Source organism: Aquimarina brevivitae, from assembly GCF_004216895.1.
GTDB classification, from domain to species: domain Bacteria; phylum Bacteroidota; class Bacteroidia; order Flavobacteriales; family Flavobacteriaceae; genus Aquimarina; species Aquimarina brevivitae.
In genome coordinates, this window is sequence record NZ_SGXE01000001.1 from 1,212,629 (window position 1) to 1,232,127 (window position 19,499).

16 protein-coding genes are annotated in these 19,499 nt (G+C 36.0%); 8 read left to right on the forward strand and 8 right to left on the reverse strand.

Going from position 1 to position 19,499, the window contains the following annotated elements; genetic code table 11:
- Positions 1-17 precede the first annotated feature (17 nt).
- A complete protein-coding gene (locus EV197_RS05155; protein ID WP_130285658.1) occupies positions 18-1,367 on the forward strand; it encodes an alanine/glycine:cation symporter family protein in 1,350 nt (449 codons plus the stop codon).
- A gap of 3 nt (positions 1,368-1,370) precedes the next feature.
- On the opposite strand, the gene EV197_RS05160 is transcribed toward EV197_RS05155, so the two are convergent.
- From EV197_RS05160 to EV197_RS05185, 6 genes are read right to left on the reverse strand one after another with little or no spacing between them, the layout of a single operon-like run.
- Positions 1,371-1,775: a DUF2452 domain-containing protein gene (locus EV197_RS05160; RefSeq protein WP_130285659.1), complete on the reverse strand. Its 405-nt coding sequence runs from the start codon at positions 1,773-1,775 to the stop codon at positions 1,371-1,373.
- The gene (locus EV197_RS05165) at positions 1,775-2,071 is read right to left on the reverse strand and encodes a TIGR03643 family protein (protein WP_130285660.1); all 297 of its coding nucleotides are present in this window, start codon (positions 2,069-2,071) and stop codon (positions 1,775-1,777) included. Before EV197_RS05165 ends, EV197_RS05160 begins: the two co-directional genes overlap by 1 nt.
- Positions 2,072-2,085: 14 nt before the next feature.
- Positions 2,086-3,570, reverse strand: coding sequence for a cryptochrome/deoxyribodipyrimidine photo-lyase family protein (locus EV197_RS05170; RefSeq protein ID WP_130285661.1), 1,485 nt, complete (start codon positions 3,568-3,570; stop codon positions 2,086-2,088).
- Positions 3,560-5,092, reverse strand: coding sequence for a cryptochrome/photolyase family protein (locus tag EV197_RS05175; protein ID WP_130285662.1), 1,533 nt, complete (start codon positions 5,090-5,092; stop codon positions 3,560-3,562). Before EV197_RS05175 ends, EV197_RS05170 begins: the two co-directional genes overlap by 11 nt.
- 6 nt (positions 5,093-5,098) lie before the next feature.
- Positions 5,099-6,394, reverse strand: a complete 1,296-nt coding sequence (locus tag EV197_RS05180; protein WP_130285663.1) for a DASH family cryptochrome — start codon at positions 6,392-6,394, stop codon at positions 5,099-5,101.
- On the reverse strand, positions 6,391-6,549 hold the full coding sequence (locus tag EV197_RS05185; RefSeq protein WP_130285664.1) for a DUF2256 domain-containing protein: 159 nt from the start codon (positions 6,547-6,549) through the stop codon (positions 6,391-6,393). Before EV197_RS05185 ends, EV197_RS05180 begins: the two co-directional genes overlap by 4 nt.
- A gap of 196 nt (positions 6,550-6,745) precedes the next feature.
- Between EV197_RS05185 and era the strand changes: the two genes are divergently transcribed.
- From era to EV197_RS05220, 7 genes are all read left to right on the forward strand, one after another.
- Positions 6,746-7,627 (forward strand): GTPase Era, encoded by an 882-nt coding sequence (era, locus tag EV197_RS05190; RefSeq protein ID WP_130285665.1) that lies wholly within the window; start codon positions 6,746-6,748, stop codon positions 7,625-7,627.
- A gap of 123 nt (positions 7,628-7,750) precedes the next feature.
- Complete coding sequence (locus EV197_RS05195) at positions 7,751-9,271, forward strand: choice-of-anchor I family protein (protein ID WP_130285666.1); 1,521 nt, start codon at positions 7,751-7,753, stop codon at positions 9,269-9,271.
- A gap of 331 nt (positions 9,272-9,602) precedes the next feature.
- Positions 9,603-10,910 carry a ribosome biogenesis GTPase Der gene (gene der, locus EV197_RS05200; protein WP_130285667.1) on the forward strand — a complete coding sequence of 436 codons (1,308 nt, stop codon included), beginning with the start codon at positions 9,603-9,605 and terminating at the stop codon, positions 10,908-10,910.
- 213 nt (positions 10,911-11,123) lie between these two features.
- Positions 11,124-14,690 (forward strand): chemotaxis protein CheB, encoded by a 3,567-nt coding sequence (locus EV197_RS05205; protein ID WP_242610691.1) that lies wholly within the window; start codon positions 11,124-11,126, stop codon positions 14,688-14,690.
- Complete coding sequence (locus EV197_RS05210; RefSeq protein ID WP_130285669.1) at positions 14,691-16,886, forward strand: ATP-binding protein; 2,196 nt, start codon at positions 14,691-14,693, stop codon at positions 16,884-16,886.
- 234 nt (positions 16,887-17,120) lie between these two features.
- A complete protein-coding gene (locus tag EV197_RS05215) occupies positions 17,121-17,675 on the forward strand; it encodes a response regulator (RefSeq protein WP_130285670.1) in 555 nt (184 codons plus the stop codon).
- Positions 17,665-18,252, forward strand: a complete 588-nt coding sequence (locus EV197_RS05220) for a biliverdin-producing heme oxygenase (RefSeq protein WP_130285671.1) — start codon at positions 17,665-17,667, stop codon at positions 18,250-18,252. Before EV197_RS05215 ends, EV197_RS05220 begins: the two co-directional genes overlap by 11 nt.
- Before the next feature lie 12 nt (positions 18,253-18,264).
- Here EV197_RS05220 and EV197_RS05225 read toward each other — a convergent pair whose 3' ends face one another.
- Together EV197_RS05225 and EV197_RS05230 are read right to left on the reverse strand one after the other, a co-directional pair.
- Positions 18,265-19,062: a TPM domain-containing protein gene (locus EV197_RS05225; RefSeq protein ID WP_130285672.1), complete on the reverse strand. Its 798-nt coding sequence runs from the start codon at positions 19,060-19,062 to the stop codon at positions 18,265-18,267.
- A complete protein-coding gene (locus tag EV197_RS05230) occupies positions 19,059-19,496 on the reverse strand; it encodes a TPM domain-containing protein (RefSeq protein WP_130285673.1) in 438 nt (145 codons plus the stop codon). Before EV197_RS05230 ends, EV197_RS05225 begins: the two co-directional genes overlap by 4 nt.
- Positions 19,497-19,499 lie beyond the last annotated feature (3 nt).

Below are 19,499 nucleotides of genomic sequence, written 5' to 3' on the forward strand. Positions count from 1 at the left end.
AAAAACATAAAACACAGATGCTCAAGGCTTTTAGTGATTGGATTTGGGATTGGCCTTTGCTAGTTTTAATAATTGGTGGAGGAATTTTCTTTCTAATCTATTCACGATTTACTCCTTTTCTTCATTTTGGTCATACAATAAATATACTCAGAGGAAAATATGATGATGATACTGCTACAGGTACAATCAACCATTTTCAAGCGTTGTCCTCTGCTATTGCTGCTACTGTAGCTATGGGAAATATTAGTGGTGTGGCAGTTGCTATAGCTACAGGAGGACCTGGTGCTATTTTTTGGATGTGGATTAGTGCAATTCTGGGTATGGCAACTAAGTTTTATACGTGCTCTTTGGCTGTGTTGTATAGAAAAGAAGATGAAACGGATGGTATCGCAAGTGGACCGATGTACGTAATTACTAAGGGGATGGGTGAAAAATGGAAGCCGCTAGCAGTATTTTTTGCTGTGGCAGGTCTGGTTGGTACTTTACCCATTTTTACCACAAATCAGTTAACACAAACGTTAGTAGATGTATCAGGGATCAGTAGTGACTACAAAATATATATAGGTATATTAATTTCCTTTTTTGCGTTTGTTGTAATCATTGGTGGTATAAAGAGAATTGGTGCGGTCGCTGAGAAATTAGTACCAGCCATGGTGGTCTTATATCTTATCACTGTAGTTACCATACTGGTCATAAAGATTGAAGAAGTTCCTTATATGATAAGCTTAATCTTTTCAGATGCTTTTTCTGGAGAAGCGGCTCTTGGTGGGTCTTTAGGGCATTTAATTAAAACAGGTATTAAGCGGGGTTCATTTTCTAATGAGGCAGGGATAGGGACAGCACCCATGATACACGGTATGACTAAAACTAAAGAACCTATTAGAGAAGGTTTGGTAGCTATGATAGGGCCTTTAATCGATACCTTACTGGTATGCACGCTTACAGCTTTTGCTATCCTGGCTACAGGGGTTTGGCAATTTTCTGATCAAAATGGAATTAGTCTTACCTTATTGGCGTTTAATTCAGCGCTACCTGCTGGATTAGGGGATATTCTTCTAATGATAATGGTTTTGGTGTTTGCATTTTCAACCTTGTTTTCGTATTCACATTATGGAGTAATGTGCCTGGGATATTTAACTAAACCTAAATATGGAAAGTATTACAATTATTTTTATGTCCTATCGATTATCGTAGCAGCAGTGGTTAAAATTGACGTAGCAGTAAATTTAATAGACAGCGCTTTTGCACTTATGGCAATACCTACAGTATTGTCAGGATTATTATTGGCACCTACCATTAATGATATGGCAAAAAAATATTTTAAAGAATTAAAAACCACATCCAACAATACGGTTAATACTTCGTAACGCTTATTCGACTTTATCCCACATTTTATCAGCAGTTAATCTAAAACTTCCTAAATGATTAAAACTACATTCTTCTGGTGCTATGATGGATAGAAATGGATCATCGTTTTCATCCTTATAAAGATAATACACATTACCTACCACAGGCTCGAAACTGAATCTGGCATTATAGATAAGGTTATTGTATTCGTATTTAGTCATCAGTGCCTCATACTGTGCCTTTATTTCATCAAATTGAGCTTTAACTTGCTTATTGACCTTATGGATATTATTGTTTTTCCAGGCGATAGTATCACCGATTTCTATAGCTGGTGCGCCAACATTAGTAGTATAAGGCTTTAAAGCGGCATCATATTTACCTTGCTCCTCATCAAATACCACAGCATCTGGTTTTTTCTTTTTAGTCATTACCTCTTTGCTATTTTATTATGTGTTATCTGTTTTTGACGCGAACATTTAAAACGTCCGGATTCAAAATTACGTAATTTTTGGTGTTTTGTTTTTCGGCCCTGAACGCGTTTACGCCATAACTTAAAGCTCGAGGCTTTCATCTCTCTTCGCATTAAATCGATAACATCTTGTTCTTTAAGATCAAATTGCCATAGAATAGCGTCGAAGGGAGTTCGGTCCTCCCAGGCCATTTCAATAACTCGATCAATTTCTCTAGGTGATAAATTTTGATATGTTGTGTTTTTTTTATCCATTTTGTAATTAACTATTAGTTTAAATTATCCCTGTCGGGGAGTGTATGTTTTTTTAATATCCTAAAACTTTCTTTCTGAACCAAAGGATCTTTTCGTAGCTCCCATAAGGTGTCACTGGCTTTTTTTCGGGTTTTTTGAATATCAACAATGGGTAAAGGATAATCTTCGCCCAATGTAAAATCGTACATTTTTTGCTCCATCGGCGTCATCAGATAAGGTTCGTGGATAAAGTTTTCTGGAATATCGCTTAGCTCCGGAATCCATTTTTTAATAAATTCACCTTTAGGATCGTGAGCAACACTGTTTTTGACCGGGTTATATATGCGCAAGGTATTGATACCGGTTTCGCCTGCTTGCATTTGCAATTGTGGAAAATGAATACCGGGTTCAAAATCCAGAAACATTTGTGACAAATGCGCTGTTGCGGCTTGCCAGGGCTGCCATAAATTATGGGTAAAAAAAGAAACAACTAAAGCACGCATTCTAAAATTGAGGTACCCTGTCTCCTTTAAGCATCGCATACAAGCATCTACAAGCGGATAACCTGTTTTTCCTTCTTTCCAAGCTATTTGGTAAGCTTCAGCAATCTGTTTTTTAAGTTTTCTATACCCCTTATTAATGCTTTCGAACTCCATGACGTCCTCCATTTCAAATTTTTGAATAAAATGTGCTTGCCATTTAAGTCTGGACATAAAGGCATCAATTTGTTTTTTATTTGAGGAAGTTTTTCGTTTTTCTAAGGCATAGTGTATTACTTGTCGTACAGATAAATTCCCCCAGGCCAAATAGGGAGAAAGTCGGCTACATCCTGTTCTTGCTTCCAAGGGTTTGGAAATATGGGCATTGTAATTTACGTAGCGTTCTGCAAAAAAAGACTCCAAATAATGCAAACCTTTTGTAGTGCCTCCAGGTTGAAAGCTGGTGTTATTGTGGGTATGGAGATCAACAGGCTGAAATATTTTTTCTAATTCAGCAATTGTTTCCATTGACATAAAATTATGAGACACACTGGTAAAATCAAAAATAGGCGCGATCATATAGCTTTCCCAATCTTCACGCCAGGTTTCTCTGTTTTCTATACCTCTAAAAACACCATTATTTATATTTTCTTTCCACTGGATTAGATTGTTTTTGCAAAAACGAGAAAAAGCCTTATCGCGGTCATAGGTCAAACGTATTCCTGTTTCTTGATGCGAAAAAACAGATTCAATTTTCCAAAATTGTTGCAATGTACTAATCACAGGGATGATCTCTGATGCTACCGAAAGTACTTTAGTGTTATATGGAGCCAATTGATTATTGAGATCTACAATAGATTGTTTTATAAAATTCCAATGCCGCTCACTGTAGTGTTTATCTTCGATTAGAGAATGTTCAAAAACATATAACAGAAGGGTAGGGCGACTGGCTTTTGCCGCATTATAAATAGCTTCATTATCTTGCAATCGCAAGTCTCTTTTAAACCAAACAATATTTACAGTTTCCTTTTTAGTATTCATCGGGGTTTTTTATAATAGCATTCGCTCTTTCTTTAAGAGCTTTCAACTTCTCCTTATCCATTTTATCTAAAGTGCTAAGCATCATGTTCATGCGTTGGTTGTCCTCAAAATAGGAACGTTTTTCATCTAAAAAATTCCAGTATAATGAATTAAACGGGCATGCATCTTCTTCTGTTTTTTTAGACACTTTATAGTGGCAATCTTTACAATAATTACTCATTTTATTGATATAGCTTCCGCTAGAGACATAAGGTTTGGTAGCGATAATGCCTCCATCCGCATATTGGCTCATCCCACGGGTATTTGTAATTTCTACCCATTCGATGGCATCGATGTATACACCTAAATACCAATCGCAAACTTCATCAGGGTGCACCATACTTAGCAACGCATAATTACCAGTGATCATTAATCGCTGTATGTGATGTGCATAAGCTTCGTCCAAGCTTTCTTTAATGGAATGATGTAAGCAATTCATTTTGGTTTTTGCAGTCCAATAAAATTCAGGTAATTGATTTTGATTATCTAATTTGTTACTTCTTCGATAGCCGGGCATTTCTTTCCAATAAATACCTCTCATGTATTCTCTCCATCCGATAATTTGACGAACAAACCCTTCTACTTGCGAAATGTGAATGTCATCCTTATGTTCCCGCCAATACTCAATTACGGCATCAACAACCTCTTTTGGATGAAGCATTTTACTATTCAAGGCAAAGGATAGGCGACTGTGAAATAGAAATTTTTCATCGGTGTGCATGGCATCTTGGTAATCGCCAAAGTGTACAAGTAAATTTTTACAAAAATAATTTAATACAGATAACGCATCCTCTCTGGATGTTGGCCAACTAAAATTAGTGGCATCTATAGTACCCATCGTTTCCACACCGTGCTCATCAAGTAAAGTTATAATATCAGAGGCATCTTTTCTAAACCCTCTTTCATGTGGGATCTCTGGGTCGCCTTTCCACTTTTTACGATTACTTTTATCAAAATTCCATTTACCCCCTTCAGGATCTTTATCATTAACCATCATAATGTCATATTTCTTTCGCATATGGCGATAAAAATATTCCATGGTGTATTGTTTCTTTCCTTCATAGAAATCAGCAAGATCTGTTCTTGAGGTTAAAAAGTGCTCCGAATCGTACGCATGGGTTTCGATATCCAGATTTTTACAAATCTCAGTTAGTTGCTCGTCTAATCGATATTCGTCGGGTAACTGGTATTCGAACTTATTTGCATTATGCTCTTTAATGAGTTGTTTTAGATTTTTAGTAAGATCTTGCTTGTTATTTTCGTGATCCAATTGATAATAAACCACTTGGTGACCTTTTTCTTCGAGCCAGTTTTTAAAATTGCGCATACTGAGGAAGAAGGCTACAACTTTTTGGATGTGATGACGTGTATAATCTGTTTCTTGTCGCATCTCTGCCATAAAATAAATGACCTCGTCATCTGTAGATGAATACCAGGAATGTTTATAGTTCAGTTGATCGCCAAGTAGTAGTCGTATAGTCATAGTTGCTTAAAATAAAGTGGTTTGTAGCCATTGATTCTGAAATTTTTGATTGGGGTCATAACGCTCTGCCTGACTTGAAATATTAAATTTTCGATCTCTGGGGTCATTACCAACACCAGCAACATACATCCAGTTACCATAATTACTATGAACATCGTAATCTATTAATTGAGATTCAAAATAGGCTGCACCGATGCGCCAATCGAGCTCCTGTTCTTTGGCAAAAAACGAAGCTACATTTTGACGGCCACGATTACTCATCCATCCTGTTTCTTTGATCTCTATCATATTGGCATTGACAAATGGCTCTTTAGTATTGCCAGAAATCCATTGCTCGATAAGCTTAGGATCAGTTTTCCACTCGTAGTCTTTTTCAAGGATACCGCCAATCTTAAAAATACTCGATCCATGTTTCAATGAAATGTATTTAAAAAAATCTCGCCATATGAGCTCAAAAATTAACCAATACGTAGAATCATTCTTATGGACTTTTTCTTCGTATTTCTTTACTTCATCATAAACAGTTCTGGCAGATAGGCAACCGATAGCTAACCAGGCTGATAGCTTAGAGCTATAATCAATACCTACTAAACCATTTCGTGTTTTTTTGTAGTATGACAATTTTTTGGTATCCCAAAAATAGTGTTGGATGCGGGCTAAACCAGCACGCTCACCACCCTTGAACGGAAACGCTGACCTAGAATCCACTTCAAATGGTGCAAAACCTAATGCCTCTAAAGAAGGGATGGAAGTATTGATATCTATTTTATTTTGGGGCGGTAAAGGTGGTATCCCAATAGGCTTTTTGACGGTAACATATTTTTCACATTTTTTTCGAAACTGAGTAAATACTTTAGGGGTTTTTTCAAAGTCAAAAGGAAGTTCATCCGGATCAAAAAGAAATTGATCATAGTAGGCGAACCAATTTGTAGAAGTAGAAGATGCTGCTTGCACGCTAGTCAATACTGTTTGCTCTTCTTGTGTCCATTCCTTTTGTAGATAAACGTTTGATATTTTATACTTATCGATAAGATAAGGAATAGTGTTCTCGGGTGTTTCGTGAGCTACGTGTAAGGAAATATTTAAGTTGTTTAAGTTTTGTTTTAGTTCTGTAACGGATTCAATCATAAACTTAGCTCGGTACTTCTCTGTTTTTTTAAAGCCATAAAGGGTGTCTGCAAATAGTCTGGGATCAAAGCAAAAGACTCCTATGACGCTATCGTTTTGTTCGATAGCCTTATGTAATACGAGATTATCTTGGGCTCTAAGGTTGGTAGTAAACCAGACTAAAGCTGTTTTCATAGCGTAGGCGTTTTTGGGTATTTTTTGTTGCGATTTCTACGGCACCGCTCACTACAATATTTTACTTCATCCCAGACATTTTCCCATTTTTTTCGCCAGGTAAAAGGTCTTTCGCAAACAGCACATATTTTTGTAGGGAGATGCGTTTTCTTCACAAGTATATTTTTGTTTATCAAATTTAAATAAAACTTAAACAAAAATATGAGTTGGACAAGTCTTTAACAGGAATTTTATCATTATCTTAAGTATTAATTTATCCTTTGACGGTACTTAGGATCAATTTCATTACTAATCAAAAGTATATAAAGGGTATAAAGAATATCTTTGCAGTATCTTTGTAAAAAAATACATATGGCGCATAAAGCTGGTTTTGTAAATATTATAGGTAACCCTAATGTGGGTAAGTCTACCTTAATGAATGCGATGATAGGCGAAAGACTTTCAATTATTACTTCGAAAGCGCAAACGACTAGACACCGAATTTTGGGTATCGTTAATGGAGAAGACTTTCAGGTAATCATATCTGATACTCCTGGTATCATAAAACCAGCCTATGAATTGCAAGCTTCGATGATGGATTTTGTTAAATCTGCCTTAGAGGATGCAGATGTACTGCTATATATGGTAGAGATTGGTGAAAAGGATTTAAAGGACGAAGCATTTTTTGCTAAAATTACGCAGTCAAAAACCCCAGTTTTATTATTGTTAAATAAAATTGACCTTTCTAACCAACAGCAGTTAGAGGAGCAAGTAGGGTATTGGAAGGATAAAGTGCCTAATGCCGAGATTTACCCGATTTCAGCTAAGGAAAATTTTAATGTAAAAGAAGTTTTTGATAGAATTATTTCGCTCTTACCAGACTCCCCTCCATTTTACCCTAAAGATCAATTAACGGATAAACCAGAACGGTTTTTTGTTAATGAAGCTATCCGCGAAAAGATTTTAGAGAACTATAAAAAAGAAATTCCATACGCGGTGGAAGTAGAGACTGAAGAGTTCATTGAAGATGAGGATATCATCCGGATTCAATCTGTTATTATGGTAGAAAGAGATTCTCAAAAAGGAATTTTAATAGGACATAAGGGCTCTGCTCTAAAAAGAGTGGGTATACAAGCTAGAGAAACGTTGGAGACTTTTTTTGGTAAAAAAATACACCTTCAATTATTCGTTAAGGTCAATAAGAATTGGAGAAATAATGAGCGTCAATTAAAGCGTTTCGGATACAATCAATAAATCCCTGGATAACATTTTTATAACCTCAACTAAAGTTTCGTCTTTTTAACTTATCATTTAAGTAACCTTAAGGACATATTAAATATGAAGTTTTGAAAAAACTAATCATACAAAACTTCATTAATGAAAATTTTAAACAAATCTATTGTACTAGGGGTAACGCTCGCAGGAATGTTAATTTCATGTCAGCCAGATGATTTTTCTGGTGGTGGCGGAAAAGAAATCACCTTTAAAAAAATTGGAGGCTTAGTCAACGGAACTGGGGATGAGGGTTTTGCTGAGATTTCAGCCTTTGACCCTATTACAAATAAACTTTTTATAGTTAATCCTAATGAGCAGGAGCTTTCGGTTTGGGACTTATCTGAACCATCTACTCCAATTCACGGTACTGATATTTCCTTATCCGGGATACCAAACAGCGTTTCCGTATACGATGGAAAGGTCGTTGTAGCACTAGAAAATGCTGCTAATAAGCAAGCTAACGGTACGGTTGCTATTTTTGATACAGACACCCAAAATAATATTAACTCTTATACAGCCGGGGCATTACCTGATATGGTAACATTTAGTCCAAATGGTAAATACATCGTGGTGGCTAATGAAGGAGAACCTAATGATGATTATACCATAGACCCAGAAGGAAGTATAACGATCATCAATACCGAAACTCAAGAGTCTTCCACTATTGGCTTTCAGGCTTTTTTAACAGATCAGCTTCAAAATGGATTTAGAGTGTTTGGTCCTGGAGCTACAGTTGCTCAGGATATCGAACCAGAATATATTGCAATTTCTGACGACTCTCAAACAGCCTACGTAGCGCTTCAGGAAAATAATGGTTTGGCCATCGTAGATTTAATAACTAAAACCATTACAGATGTGATAGGTTTAGGCGTTAAGGACTATTCTTTAGCAGAAAATCATATGGATGCCAGTGATAAAGATGATATCATTGGTAATTATCAAAGTTGGCCAGTTTTTGGATTTTACCATCCAGATGCGATTACGTATACCAAGATTAGAGGAGCTGAATTTATTATCTCTGCTAATGAAGGAGACGCCAGAGATTATTACGGATATTCTGAAGAAGCCAGAGTTAAAGACCTTACTTTAGATCCAACAGTTTTTCCAAATGCAGCAGAATTACAAGCTGATGAAAATCTAGGAAGGTTAAAAACGACCTTGGCGAATGGTGATCTTGATGGGGATGGAGATTATGATGAGATTTATTGCTATGGGGGTAGATCATTTAGTATTTGGTCGACTTCGGGTCAATTAGTATATGATAGTGGCAACACGATTTCTAAAAAAGTGTTAGAACTGGATCCTTCTTTCTTTAATGCTAATGAAGAGGGCGAGGCAGATAAAAGATCTGATGATAAAGGAGCAGAACCAGAAGCCGTGACCACGCTTAAGGTAAAAGGAGAAATGCTGTTGTTTGTCGGTCTGGAACGTACTGGAGGTGTAATGGTTTATAACATTTCGAATCCTGTAAGCCCTGTGTTTTTGGATTGGCTTAGAGATAGCGAAGACATATCTCCTGAGGGACTAATTGCTATAAAAGGAGAGGATAGTCCCATAGGTAAACCTTTAGTAATTGTTACCAATGAAGTTTCGAATAGTGTGGCGATTTATCAGGTAGATTAGTCATCCATAAAAAGTTTGATGTTTTACAGTAACCAAGTAAGCACTAATAGTTTTTATCTTTGACTTAAGTAATTATTTCACTGACTGACTATCAATTATGAAAAAAGTTCATTGTATCTCACGATCTTTGAACTTTTTTTTGTTTACATAAGTTTTATACTCTCCTTGTAAAGCAGTCTTCTAGAGCGATAGCTATTCTATGGATACGTTTTATCAATCTTTTTTTAAGCTTGCTTAGCGGTAGAATAAATGATTAGATCATACTTATTTAAGAAATGTGAATGGGACTCCAATAAAAAAGCTAATTTTGCACTAAATTTAAAGAAAACCAATGAGTGGAATTGTAGCCATTGTAGGAAGACCTAATGTAGGAAAATCAACCTTTTTTAATCGTTTAATTAAAAGACGAGAGGCCATTGTAGATGCAGTAAGTGGTGTTACCAGAGATCGACACTATGGTAAATCAGATTGGAATGGTGTTGAATTTTCTTTAATCGATACTGGCGGATATGTTGTAGGTAGTGATGATGTATTTGAAGCCGAGATTGATAAGCAAGTGGAATTAGCTATCGATGAAGCGGATGCCATACTTTTTATGGTAGATGTAGAAAGTGGTATAACAGGTATGGATGAGGATGTGGCTAATCTCCTTCGAAAAGTGGATAAGCCTGTTTTTTTAGTAGTTAATAAAGTGGATAATGCCAAGCGAGCGGCCGATGCGGTAGAATTTTATGGGCTTGGATTGGGAGAATATTATACGGTAGCTAGTATGAGTGGTAGTGGTACCGGCGAGTTATTAGATGATCTAGTAAAAGCCCTACCCGAAAAAGAGGACGTAGTAGAAGAAGAGCTGCCTCGATTTGCTGTTGTTGGAAGACCAAATGCGGGTAAATCATCATTTATAAATGCGCTTATTGGAGAAGATCGATATATTGTTACAGATATTGCGGGCACCACAAGAGATGCTATAGATACAAAATACAATCGATTCGGGTTTGAATTTAACTTAGTAGATACTGCAGGAATTCGAAGAAAATCCAAAGTAAAGGAAGACCTTGAGTTTTACTCAGTAATGCGATCCGTGCGAGCGATCGAGCACTGTGATGTTTGTTTACTAGTACTTGATGCTAATAGAGGATTTGATGGTCAAGTTCAAAATATCTTTTGGTTGGCAGAACGAAATAGAAAGGGAATTGTCATTTTGGTTAATAAATGGGATCTTATTGATAATAAGACTAGTAATTCTATCAAGGAATTTGAGCGCGAAATTAGAAGAGAAATTGAGCCTTTTGTAGATGTTCCCATTGTGTTCATATCAGCTTTAACCAAACAGCGAATTTTTAAAGCTATTGAAACTGCAGTTGAGGTATATAACAATAGAGCTAAAAAGATAAAAACAAGTGTGCTGAATGATACCTTGTTGCCAATTATAGAGCAAAATCCGCCACCTGCCTATAAAGGGAAGTATATAAAAATTAAGTACATTACCCAGTTGCCTACTCCTCAACCGCAATTTGCGTTTTTCTGTAATTTACCTCAATACCTTAAGGAGCCTTACCGAAGATTTTTAGAAAACCAACTCCGGAAGCAGTTTGATTTTAACGGAGTGCCTATTTCTGTATATTTTAGAAAGAAATAGTAAAAAGGTTAAACAAACGTTAATAAATTACCCTTTTATATCTTAAAGTTAACATAAATTTTTAGTGCCTGTTCTGTAATTCTGTTCATTAATTATAAATTAGTTTAGTTAGGGTAATTCTCGATGGATTGCCATATCAATTTTATATGTCACTAAAATAATACTTGTCTGAAAGAGGTAAATTTTAATCAGAACGATCATATTGTCGTAGCAGTGGGAGCGAGCGCAGGCGGCTTAGAAGCTCTAAATAGTTTTTTTGATAATGTCCAGGTAAATAGTAATTGTAGTTACATCATTATTCAGCATTTATCGCCAGACCATAAAAGTTTAATGGCGGAGTTGCTGGCTAAGAAAACGAAATTGCCCATTACGGAGATTAATGATGACACAGAATTAGAGAAAAATCATATTTACGTAATTCCTCCTACTATGAATCTTGTCATAGAAGAAGGGCATTTAAAGTTATTAGACAAGCCAAAGGGCTTGAAACTTAATCTACCCATAAATATGTTCTTTGAGTCCATAGCCAAAGAATATAAACAAAATGCCGTGGGTATTATTCTCAGTGGTACAGGTAGTGATGGTTCAACGGGTTTAAAAACCATTAAAGAGCATGGAGGTTTGGTAATTGTCCAAGATCCAAACCAAGCCAAATTTGATGGAATGCCCCAAAGCGCGGTTAGCACCGGCTTGGTCGATTACGTATTACCTGTAGAGAAAATCAACGAAGTCATCTTAGAGTATTTTAATACACCTGAGCTTTTTGAAGCGGATAAAGAATTGGGGGATTTTGATCAGGATTCCTTATATAAAATTTTAGAAGTTCTTAAAAAATCTACAGCTCTTGACTTCTCTTTATATAAAAAACCGACCTTGATTAGAAGAATGTCAAGGCGAATGAAGGTGCTCAAAATTGATTCTTTAGAAGAATATTTGAGCTATATAGAAGCACATGATGATGAGGTGCAAATACTCTACAGGGATTTTCTAATCGGAGTAACCAAATTTTTTAGAGATAGCAAAGTTTGGGAACTAATAGAAAATGAAGTTATACCAGAGCTCGTTAAACAAAAAGCACAAGATGGAATCATTAAAATTTGGGACGTAGGTTGTAGCACAGGAGAAGAGACTTATAGTTTGGCGATGTTACTCCATCAAGAAATTAAAAGGCAGAAAAAAGATCTTGAGTTCAAGATTTTTGCTACCGATATTTCACAGCATCATTTGGATGTAGCGAGTAAAGGTGAATATTCCGAAGCTATTGAAGGCGATGTCCCAGGAGAATACTTATCTCGGTATTTTAAAAAGAAAGATAAAACCTATAAGATTAGTGATAAAATTCGAAGAGCTGTTATTTTCTCCAATCATAATATTATAAAGGACCCACCTTTTAATAATATGGATATGGCGGTATGTAGAAATCTCTTAATATACCTACAGAGTACTATTCAAAATAGAGTTTTACAAGTATTGCATTACTCCCTAAGGTTTGAAGGTTTCTTGGTATTAGGAACTAGTGAAAGTGTTGGAGGAGTACGGCCTTATTTTGAAGAAATTAGTCGAAAATGGAATGTATATCGCAATATTGAAAAATCAAATCGATTGCGAACAGATATTTTAAAGTCAACCGGTAATCGTATGGTTAGTAAATTACCCAAAAATGACGCCTTGTCTGTGTTGCCAACTGATGAACACAATTCAAGATTAGAAATCCTGGTAGCCACATCTGTGTTAGAACATTATGGAGCTGCTAGTGTTCAGGTAGATGAGGCATATACCATTATTGAAGCTCAAGGTGAGTTTAGTAAGTTTGCAAAATTGCCAGAAAAGGGTTTTACAACAAACCTCTTAGGGATGTTGCCTAATGAATTAAAAATACCAGTGACAACTTCTGTGAAGAAGTCCAAGCGGTCAGGGTCAAAAGTCGTTTATAAAGGTATTTCATTACCTAAAAATGATACGCAATATACTATTGATCTGATTGTACAGCCTTATAAAATAAAAAAAGGAGAAGCTACGTATACCTTCGTAATTACCTTAATGGATCATCTAGGAGAAGAAACGGAAGGAGTGATTGTAGAGCAAGCTTCTATGACCGAAGCAGCCAACAAACGCATAATTGACCTTGAAGAGGAACTATATGACTCTAGAGAAGATCTAAAAAGAGCTGTCGAAGAAACAGAAACCAGTAATGAAGAGCTGCAAGCGACCAACGAAGAACTATTGGCATCGAATGAAGAGTTGCAGAGCACTAACGAAGAACTACAAAGTGTTAATGAGGAATTACATACCGTAAACGCTGAACACATTCAAAAGATGGATGATCTTGCAGCACTTAATGCGGATATGGATAACTTATTAAATAGTACTAATATCGGTACTATATTTCTGGACGCAGAACTTAAAATAAGAAAATTCACTCCCGCTGTAAAAGAGAATTTTGACCTGTTGCAACAGGACATCGGTAGACATCTTGAAAATTTCATTACCACATTAGGAACGGAATCTGAAGATAGTATCACAGATCGTGCCCGTAAAGTAATGGAAACAGGAACTTCTTTAGAGCGCAGTATTGTTAATAAAAAAGGTATGCATTTCTTACAACGAATATCTCCTTTTATTGATTCCAATGGCAAAACTGATGGTGTAGTAATAACGTTTACAGATATAGAGACGATTCATCAATCCCAAGAAGAACTCAGGATTAGCGAAGATAAATTCAAAACATTCTATGAAGATGATCCGGTCATGCACGTCAGTATGGAAGCGCACTCTGGGATAATCACAGAATGTAATAAATTATTTTATGAAAATCTGGGTTATACCGCAAAAGAAGAAGTGTTACAGAAGCCAATATTTGATTTTTATGATAAGAAGAGTAAACTAAAAGGGATTAAAATTTTAGATAAGATTAAAAATAACAAAGGTGTTGTCAGAGAAGAAATGACATTGGTTACCAAAGAGGAAAAGAGAATTGTGGTTATGATTAACGCATCTCCTATCTTAGATGAAAACGGCAAAGTTGTAGCAACAAGAACCACCTTATCTGATATCACCGAGCTCAAAAAAATTCAAAGAAAGCTGCGCAAGCAAAAAGAAAACCTAGAACAAGCAAACCAAGAATTGGAACAGTTTGTTTCTATCTGCTCACATGACTTGCAAGAGCCGCTGGGAACAATACGTTTTGGTAGTGAATTGTTAGGTAAAAAATTTAGTGACCAGCTCGATACTAAAGGTAAAGAATATGTAGATTATATACACGAGGCATCGGGTAGATTAAGCAATCAAATAAAAGCATTACTAGAGCATAGCAGGATAGGACAAAATCTTAAAAAAGAAAAGGTAGACACCAAGGAATTAGTTGAAGTGGTAAAATATGATTTGGGCAAACGTATTAAAGAACAAAAAGCTCAAATTCACGTTGGAAATTTACCTACGGTAAAAGGTTATAAAACTGAACTTAGATTATTGTTTCAGAACCTAATCGGTAATGCGTTGAAGTATTCTAAAAAAGGAGTTCCACCGGATGTAAGAATTTCAGCTTTTGAGGACAATGATCATTATGTGTTTTCAATTACTGATAATGGAATTGGAATGAAAGAAGAAGATCTAGATGCTATATTTACTATTTTTAGTAGAGTGCCAACAGAAGATAAGTTCGAAGGAACAGGTGTAGGATTAGCCCATTGCGAAAAAATAGTAAAATTACACGGTGGTAAAATTTGGGCAGATTCACAATTCGGAGTAGGGAGCACCTTTTATTTTAAAATAAACGGATAAATGAGTAGTCCTTCTAATCTTTATCCACAAAAAATTGACCTTACCAATTGCGATAAAGAACCCATACATATTATAGGTAAAATACAATCCTTTGGTGTTCTTTTTGTAATGGATAAAATCACTCAGCAGATTACGCATTACAGTGAAAATTTTGCGACTTTCTTTCAACAAGACGATTTGGTTTTGACAAAAGCTAGTGATTTACTCTCCCTACCACAGCTTGATCAATTGTTTGCTAAATTAAAAGAGCAGCGATCGGTAGCTTTTGAAGTAACCATTTTTGATAAGCTATGTACACTTATGGCATATGACCTTGATGCTAAAATTGTGGTAGAATTTGAACCTAAATCATCTATAGGGGAGATTTTACAGCAACAACAGCAATTAACTAATATCGTAAGTGAGTTGAGTAATGCTAAGGATGAACAGCAGATGTGTGATAAGGCTGCAGGCCTAATTAAAGAATTTTTGGGGTATGATAGGGTTATGGTGTATAAATTCGATGAAAACTGGAATGGAGCTGTAATCGCTGAATCTAAAGAAGATCATCTTGAAAGTTGGAAAGGATTAAACTACCCATCTACCGATATTCCGCAACAAGCTAGGGCGCTATTTTTAAAGCAAGGAGTAAGGATTATCGCAGATGTAAACGATAATGTGGTGTCAATTGTACCCAAATCGCCAGCAAATAATCAGCCAATTGATCTGACTTTGTCTGAATTGCGAGCTTCATCGCCTATACATATTGAATATTTACAAAATATGAAAGTTGGTGCAACGCTAACTGCTGCTATTGTTTATGAAAATTCTTTATGGGGACTTATTGCTTGTCACCATTATGGTCCAAGGTTCACTAATTATTACCAACGGCAATCCGCAAAATTTCTTACGCAAGTATTTTCTACACAACTGGGGCTAAGGTCTTCAAATAAAAATTTAGAATTGATCAATTCATCCAATCGGGTCAGAGCAACACTGGTAGATCAAATGAGTGTAGACTGGGATATAGCTAAGGGATTATCTGCGCATAAGGACAATTTAACTAACCTCACAGCTGCACCAGGGGCTGCAATAATTATTGATGGTGAAATCAAAAAAATAGGTAAGACACCGACAAAAGACGAGCTTAAACTATTGCATCAATGGCTCGTAGCACAAAAGGGAGAAGAGCTTTTTTATACCAATAAATTAAGTTCACATTATTCTAAAGCTGACCAGTATAAGTCAGTTGCCTCAGGGGTGCTTTATGTGGCTATAAATAAAGAGAAGGGAGATTGTTTACTTTGGTTTAAGCCGGAAAAGAAAGAAACCATACATTGGGGAGGAAATCCTGAAAAAGCAGTATTATCCAAACCTGGTGAAGAATTAAGCCCAAGAAAATCTTTTGAAAAATTTATTGAAAATGTTGCAGGGCAGTCAGCGCCTTGGCACGATTATGAAATTGCCGCAGCAAAAGCACTTAAGCAGAGTATAACTGAGATTATTGTTAAGAAATATGATGAGGTCAAAAGCCTTAATGAAAAATTAGAGTCAGCGTATAAAGAATTAGAAACTTTTAGCTATAGCATATCTCATGATCTTAGGGCACCGCTACGTGGTATTGATGGATTTGCTCAGATCATAAAAGAGGATTATTTTGATAGTCTTGATGATTATGGTCAACAAGCTATTCAAACCATTATTGCAGCTACGAGCAAAATGGATAAGTTAATTGATGATATATTGGCCCTTTCTGGATTGAGTCAAAAGCAAAAAAAACCGCAATGGTGCGCTATGGATGAGCTCATCCAAGAGATCTTGGGGTACTTACAAACTGAAATCACATATCCAGATACAGCACTTATCGTTCATCAAGATTTACCCGATATTTTCGGTGATAGACCTATGTTGTTTCAGCTGTTCTTAAATTTAATATCTAACGCTTTTAAGTATTCTGCCAAGGTAAAAAATCCGAAGGTAGAAATAGGAAGTCTTGATCAGGAGCCAACAATATATTTTGTAAAAGATAATGGTATCGGGTTTGATATGGTTCATGCAGATCGAATTTTTGGAGTTTTTAGTCGCCTGCAGCTTGAGGATTATGAAGGTTCAGGAATAGGTTTAGCTATAGTAAAACGTGTGGTTGAAAAACATAACGGGTCCATTAAGGTTCAAAGTGAAAAAGAAAAAGGAACTACATTTTTTGTAAGTTTTTAGATGGGGTTAACCGATATAAACTATTTCGTCTTTAAATGGTTATCAATACACTTGTATCCATTTTAATACCGAAGCATCGGTGTTTAAAATAGCTCTGTAAATAAAAGAATTATTATCTTTGATTGATATCATAACTGAAAACTCAACACTATTTTAAAAATTTATAGTAGGGTTTTATAAAGACAACAACAACATCTTTGAACGCTATTGTCAGATAATAATACGGTGTAAATTATGGATGTAGAAAGTTTAAAAATACTATTAGTTGAGGATAATGCTGAAGACGTTGCCCTAGTAACCCGGCAAATACAAAAAATAGTTGATCAACCAAAAATAGAGATTGCAACGACCTTAGATAGTATAAAGGAGGTAGTCAACTCGTTTATACCTAATATAATTTTATGTGATTATAATCTTCCTACGTGTTCTGGCATGGAGGTTTTGGAATTATGTAGAAATATATCCCCTGCTACTACGTTTATTTTTGTTACGGGGACGATTAATGACGAAGAGCTTGCTGCAAATACGATACTCAATGGTGCTTCTGGTTATCTATTAAAGAAAAACATTAATCAATTACATCAAAAATTAAGACCGTATTTCGTTGCCGCTAGCAAAAACAGTCCTACAACAGAAATTATTAGAGGTAGAGTAGAGGAGACTCGAGAAACTATCCGTAAGATTGAAGAATTTTTAAAACATGCCTCTATTGAAAACTTGTCTCATCAAAAGGGTATTATCAAAATCAGAGAAGATCTCAAAAAATTGAAAGGAGATTATGATAGCTAAGTTACTGAAGGAAAAAACTGCAGAAGCGCATAAAAATACAGAATCCAATAACAGTGCAAAATACATTATAGATCACTCGATAACTAAACATCAATATACAAGATTATTACTCGCTAATTATAATGTCTATAGCGTGGTAGAAGAAAAAATAACACAGCAGTCCAAGCATTTGCCTGTTGCGTTACACGACTTCATTTCTTCTGATAAATCCAATAGACTTGAGCGAGATTTGTTAAATGCGGGTGTGACTAACTTGCATCATCAAAAATCAAATGATGTATTGCTAGAGATAGCTAAACCCATGCAAGCCATAGGAGCGATGTATGTGATTGAAGGTTCTATGCTTGGTGGAATAATGATAGCGAATCATTTAGAGCATTGTAAAGCATTACGGGACTTGAAGGAGCATCATTTTTTTGGAGGAGATCCCAAAATACATATTCAACGTTGGAAAAAATTTGTAAATGCTTTAGATAGTTTAGCAGTAACAGAAACCGAGCTCCATGATATTATTACAGGAGCCAATGCGACTTTTCAATATTTTGATCGTGTTTTTTTAGCACAAGAGGCCTATTAGAAAACAATTAGCTTACCAGCTACCTCCAGCACCACCTCCACCGAAGCCACCGCCTCCAAATCCACCACCGAAACCGCCAGAACCACCGCTAAACCCGCCAGAGCTACCGCCAAAACCTCCTCTACCCAGGCTACTAAGAACAATGATGTCCCAAAGGCTGCCCGTAGATCGGCTGCCCCCTCGTCCATTGCCATCATTGCGATTACTTCGGGATAAGGCTCTTATAATTCCTATAATGATAAAAGCAAGAAATATAAATTCTACAATTGGAAAATTAGGTCGTTTAGAAGAAGTTCTTTTTCCCTCAAAAGTGCCATTTAATACTTCAAAAATCGCAGTAGTTCCTTCATCTAAACCAGCATAAAAGTTTCCTTTTTTAAATTGAGGGGTAATGATTTGATCAATTATGGTTTTGGATTGTAGGTCAGTAAGTTTTTCTTCCACTCCATAACCCGTAGTGATCCATATCTTACGATCATTTTTAGATAATAAGATCAAAATTCCGTTATCCTTTTCTTTTTGACCGATGCCCCATTTATGAGCCCACTCTGCTGCGTAGGTACCTATATATTCGCCATTTAGTGAATTTATGGTCGCAATAACAACTTGTGTAGAGGTAGTGTCAGCATAATTGATAAGCTTTCTTTCTAAAGCAGAGCGTTCTTGCGGATTTAAAAACGATGCACTATCGTATATCGCAGTTTCTTTTGCGGGTTTAGGGGGTATGTTGCGTTGTGCACATAAAGCACCTAAAGTCAGAAAAAGTAAAATAAATGTAGTGCAATATGTTTTAAACTGATCGATAATCATCCTTTTGATATTTCGTCAGACAACTCATTTTTATTATCGTGATCCCAAGGGAAATACTGTTGTAACTCTTTGCCTGCCATTTGTATTCCATTAATTAGCCCTTGGGTAAAGTTTCCTTTTTTAAATTCACTTTTAATGGCATCTCTGGTGGAGTCCCAAAACCCTTGATGTACAATATCGTGGATACCTTTGTCTCCATATATAGCAAATTTATGATCTTCTACCGCGACATATATCAGCACTCCATTTCTTAATGAAGTATTATCCATTTTGAGCCCGTGAAAAACTTCCATAGTGCGTTCTATCACTTCTTTGTCTGTGTGTTGCTCTATATGAACTCGTATCTCGCCTGAAGTTTTTTGTTCAGCAGCACGAATAGCTTCAATAATTTGCTGTTCCTCGGCAGCAGTAAGAAAATCTTCAACCTGTGACATATG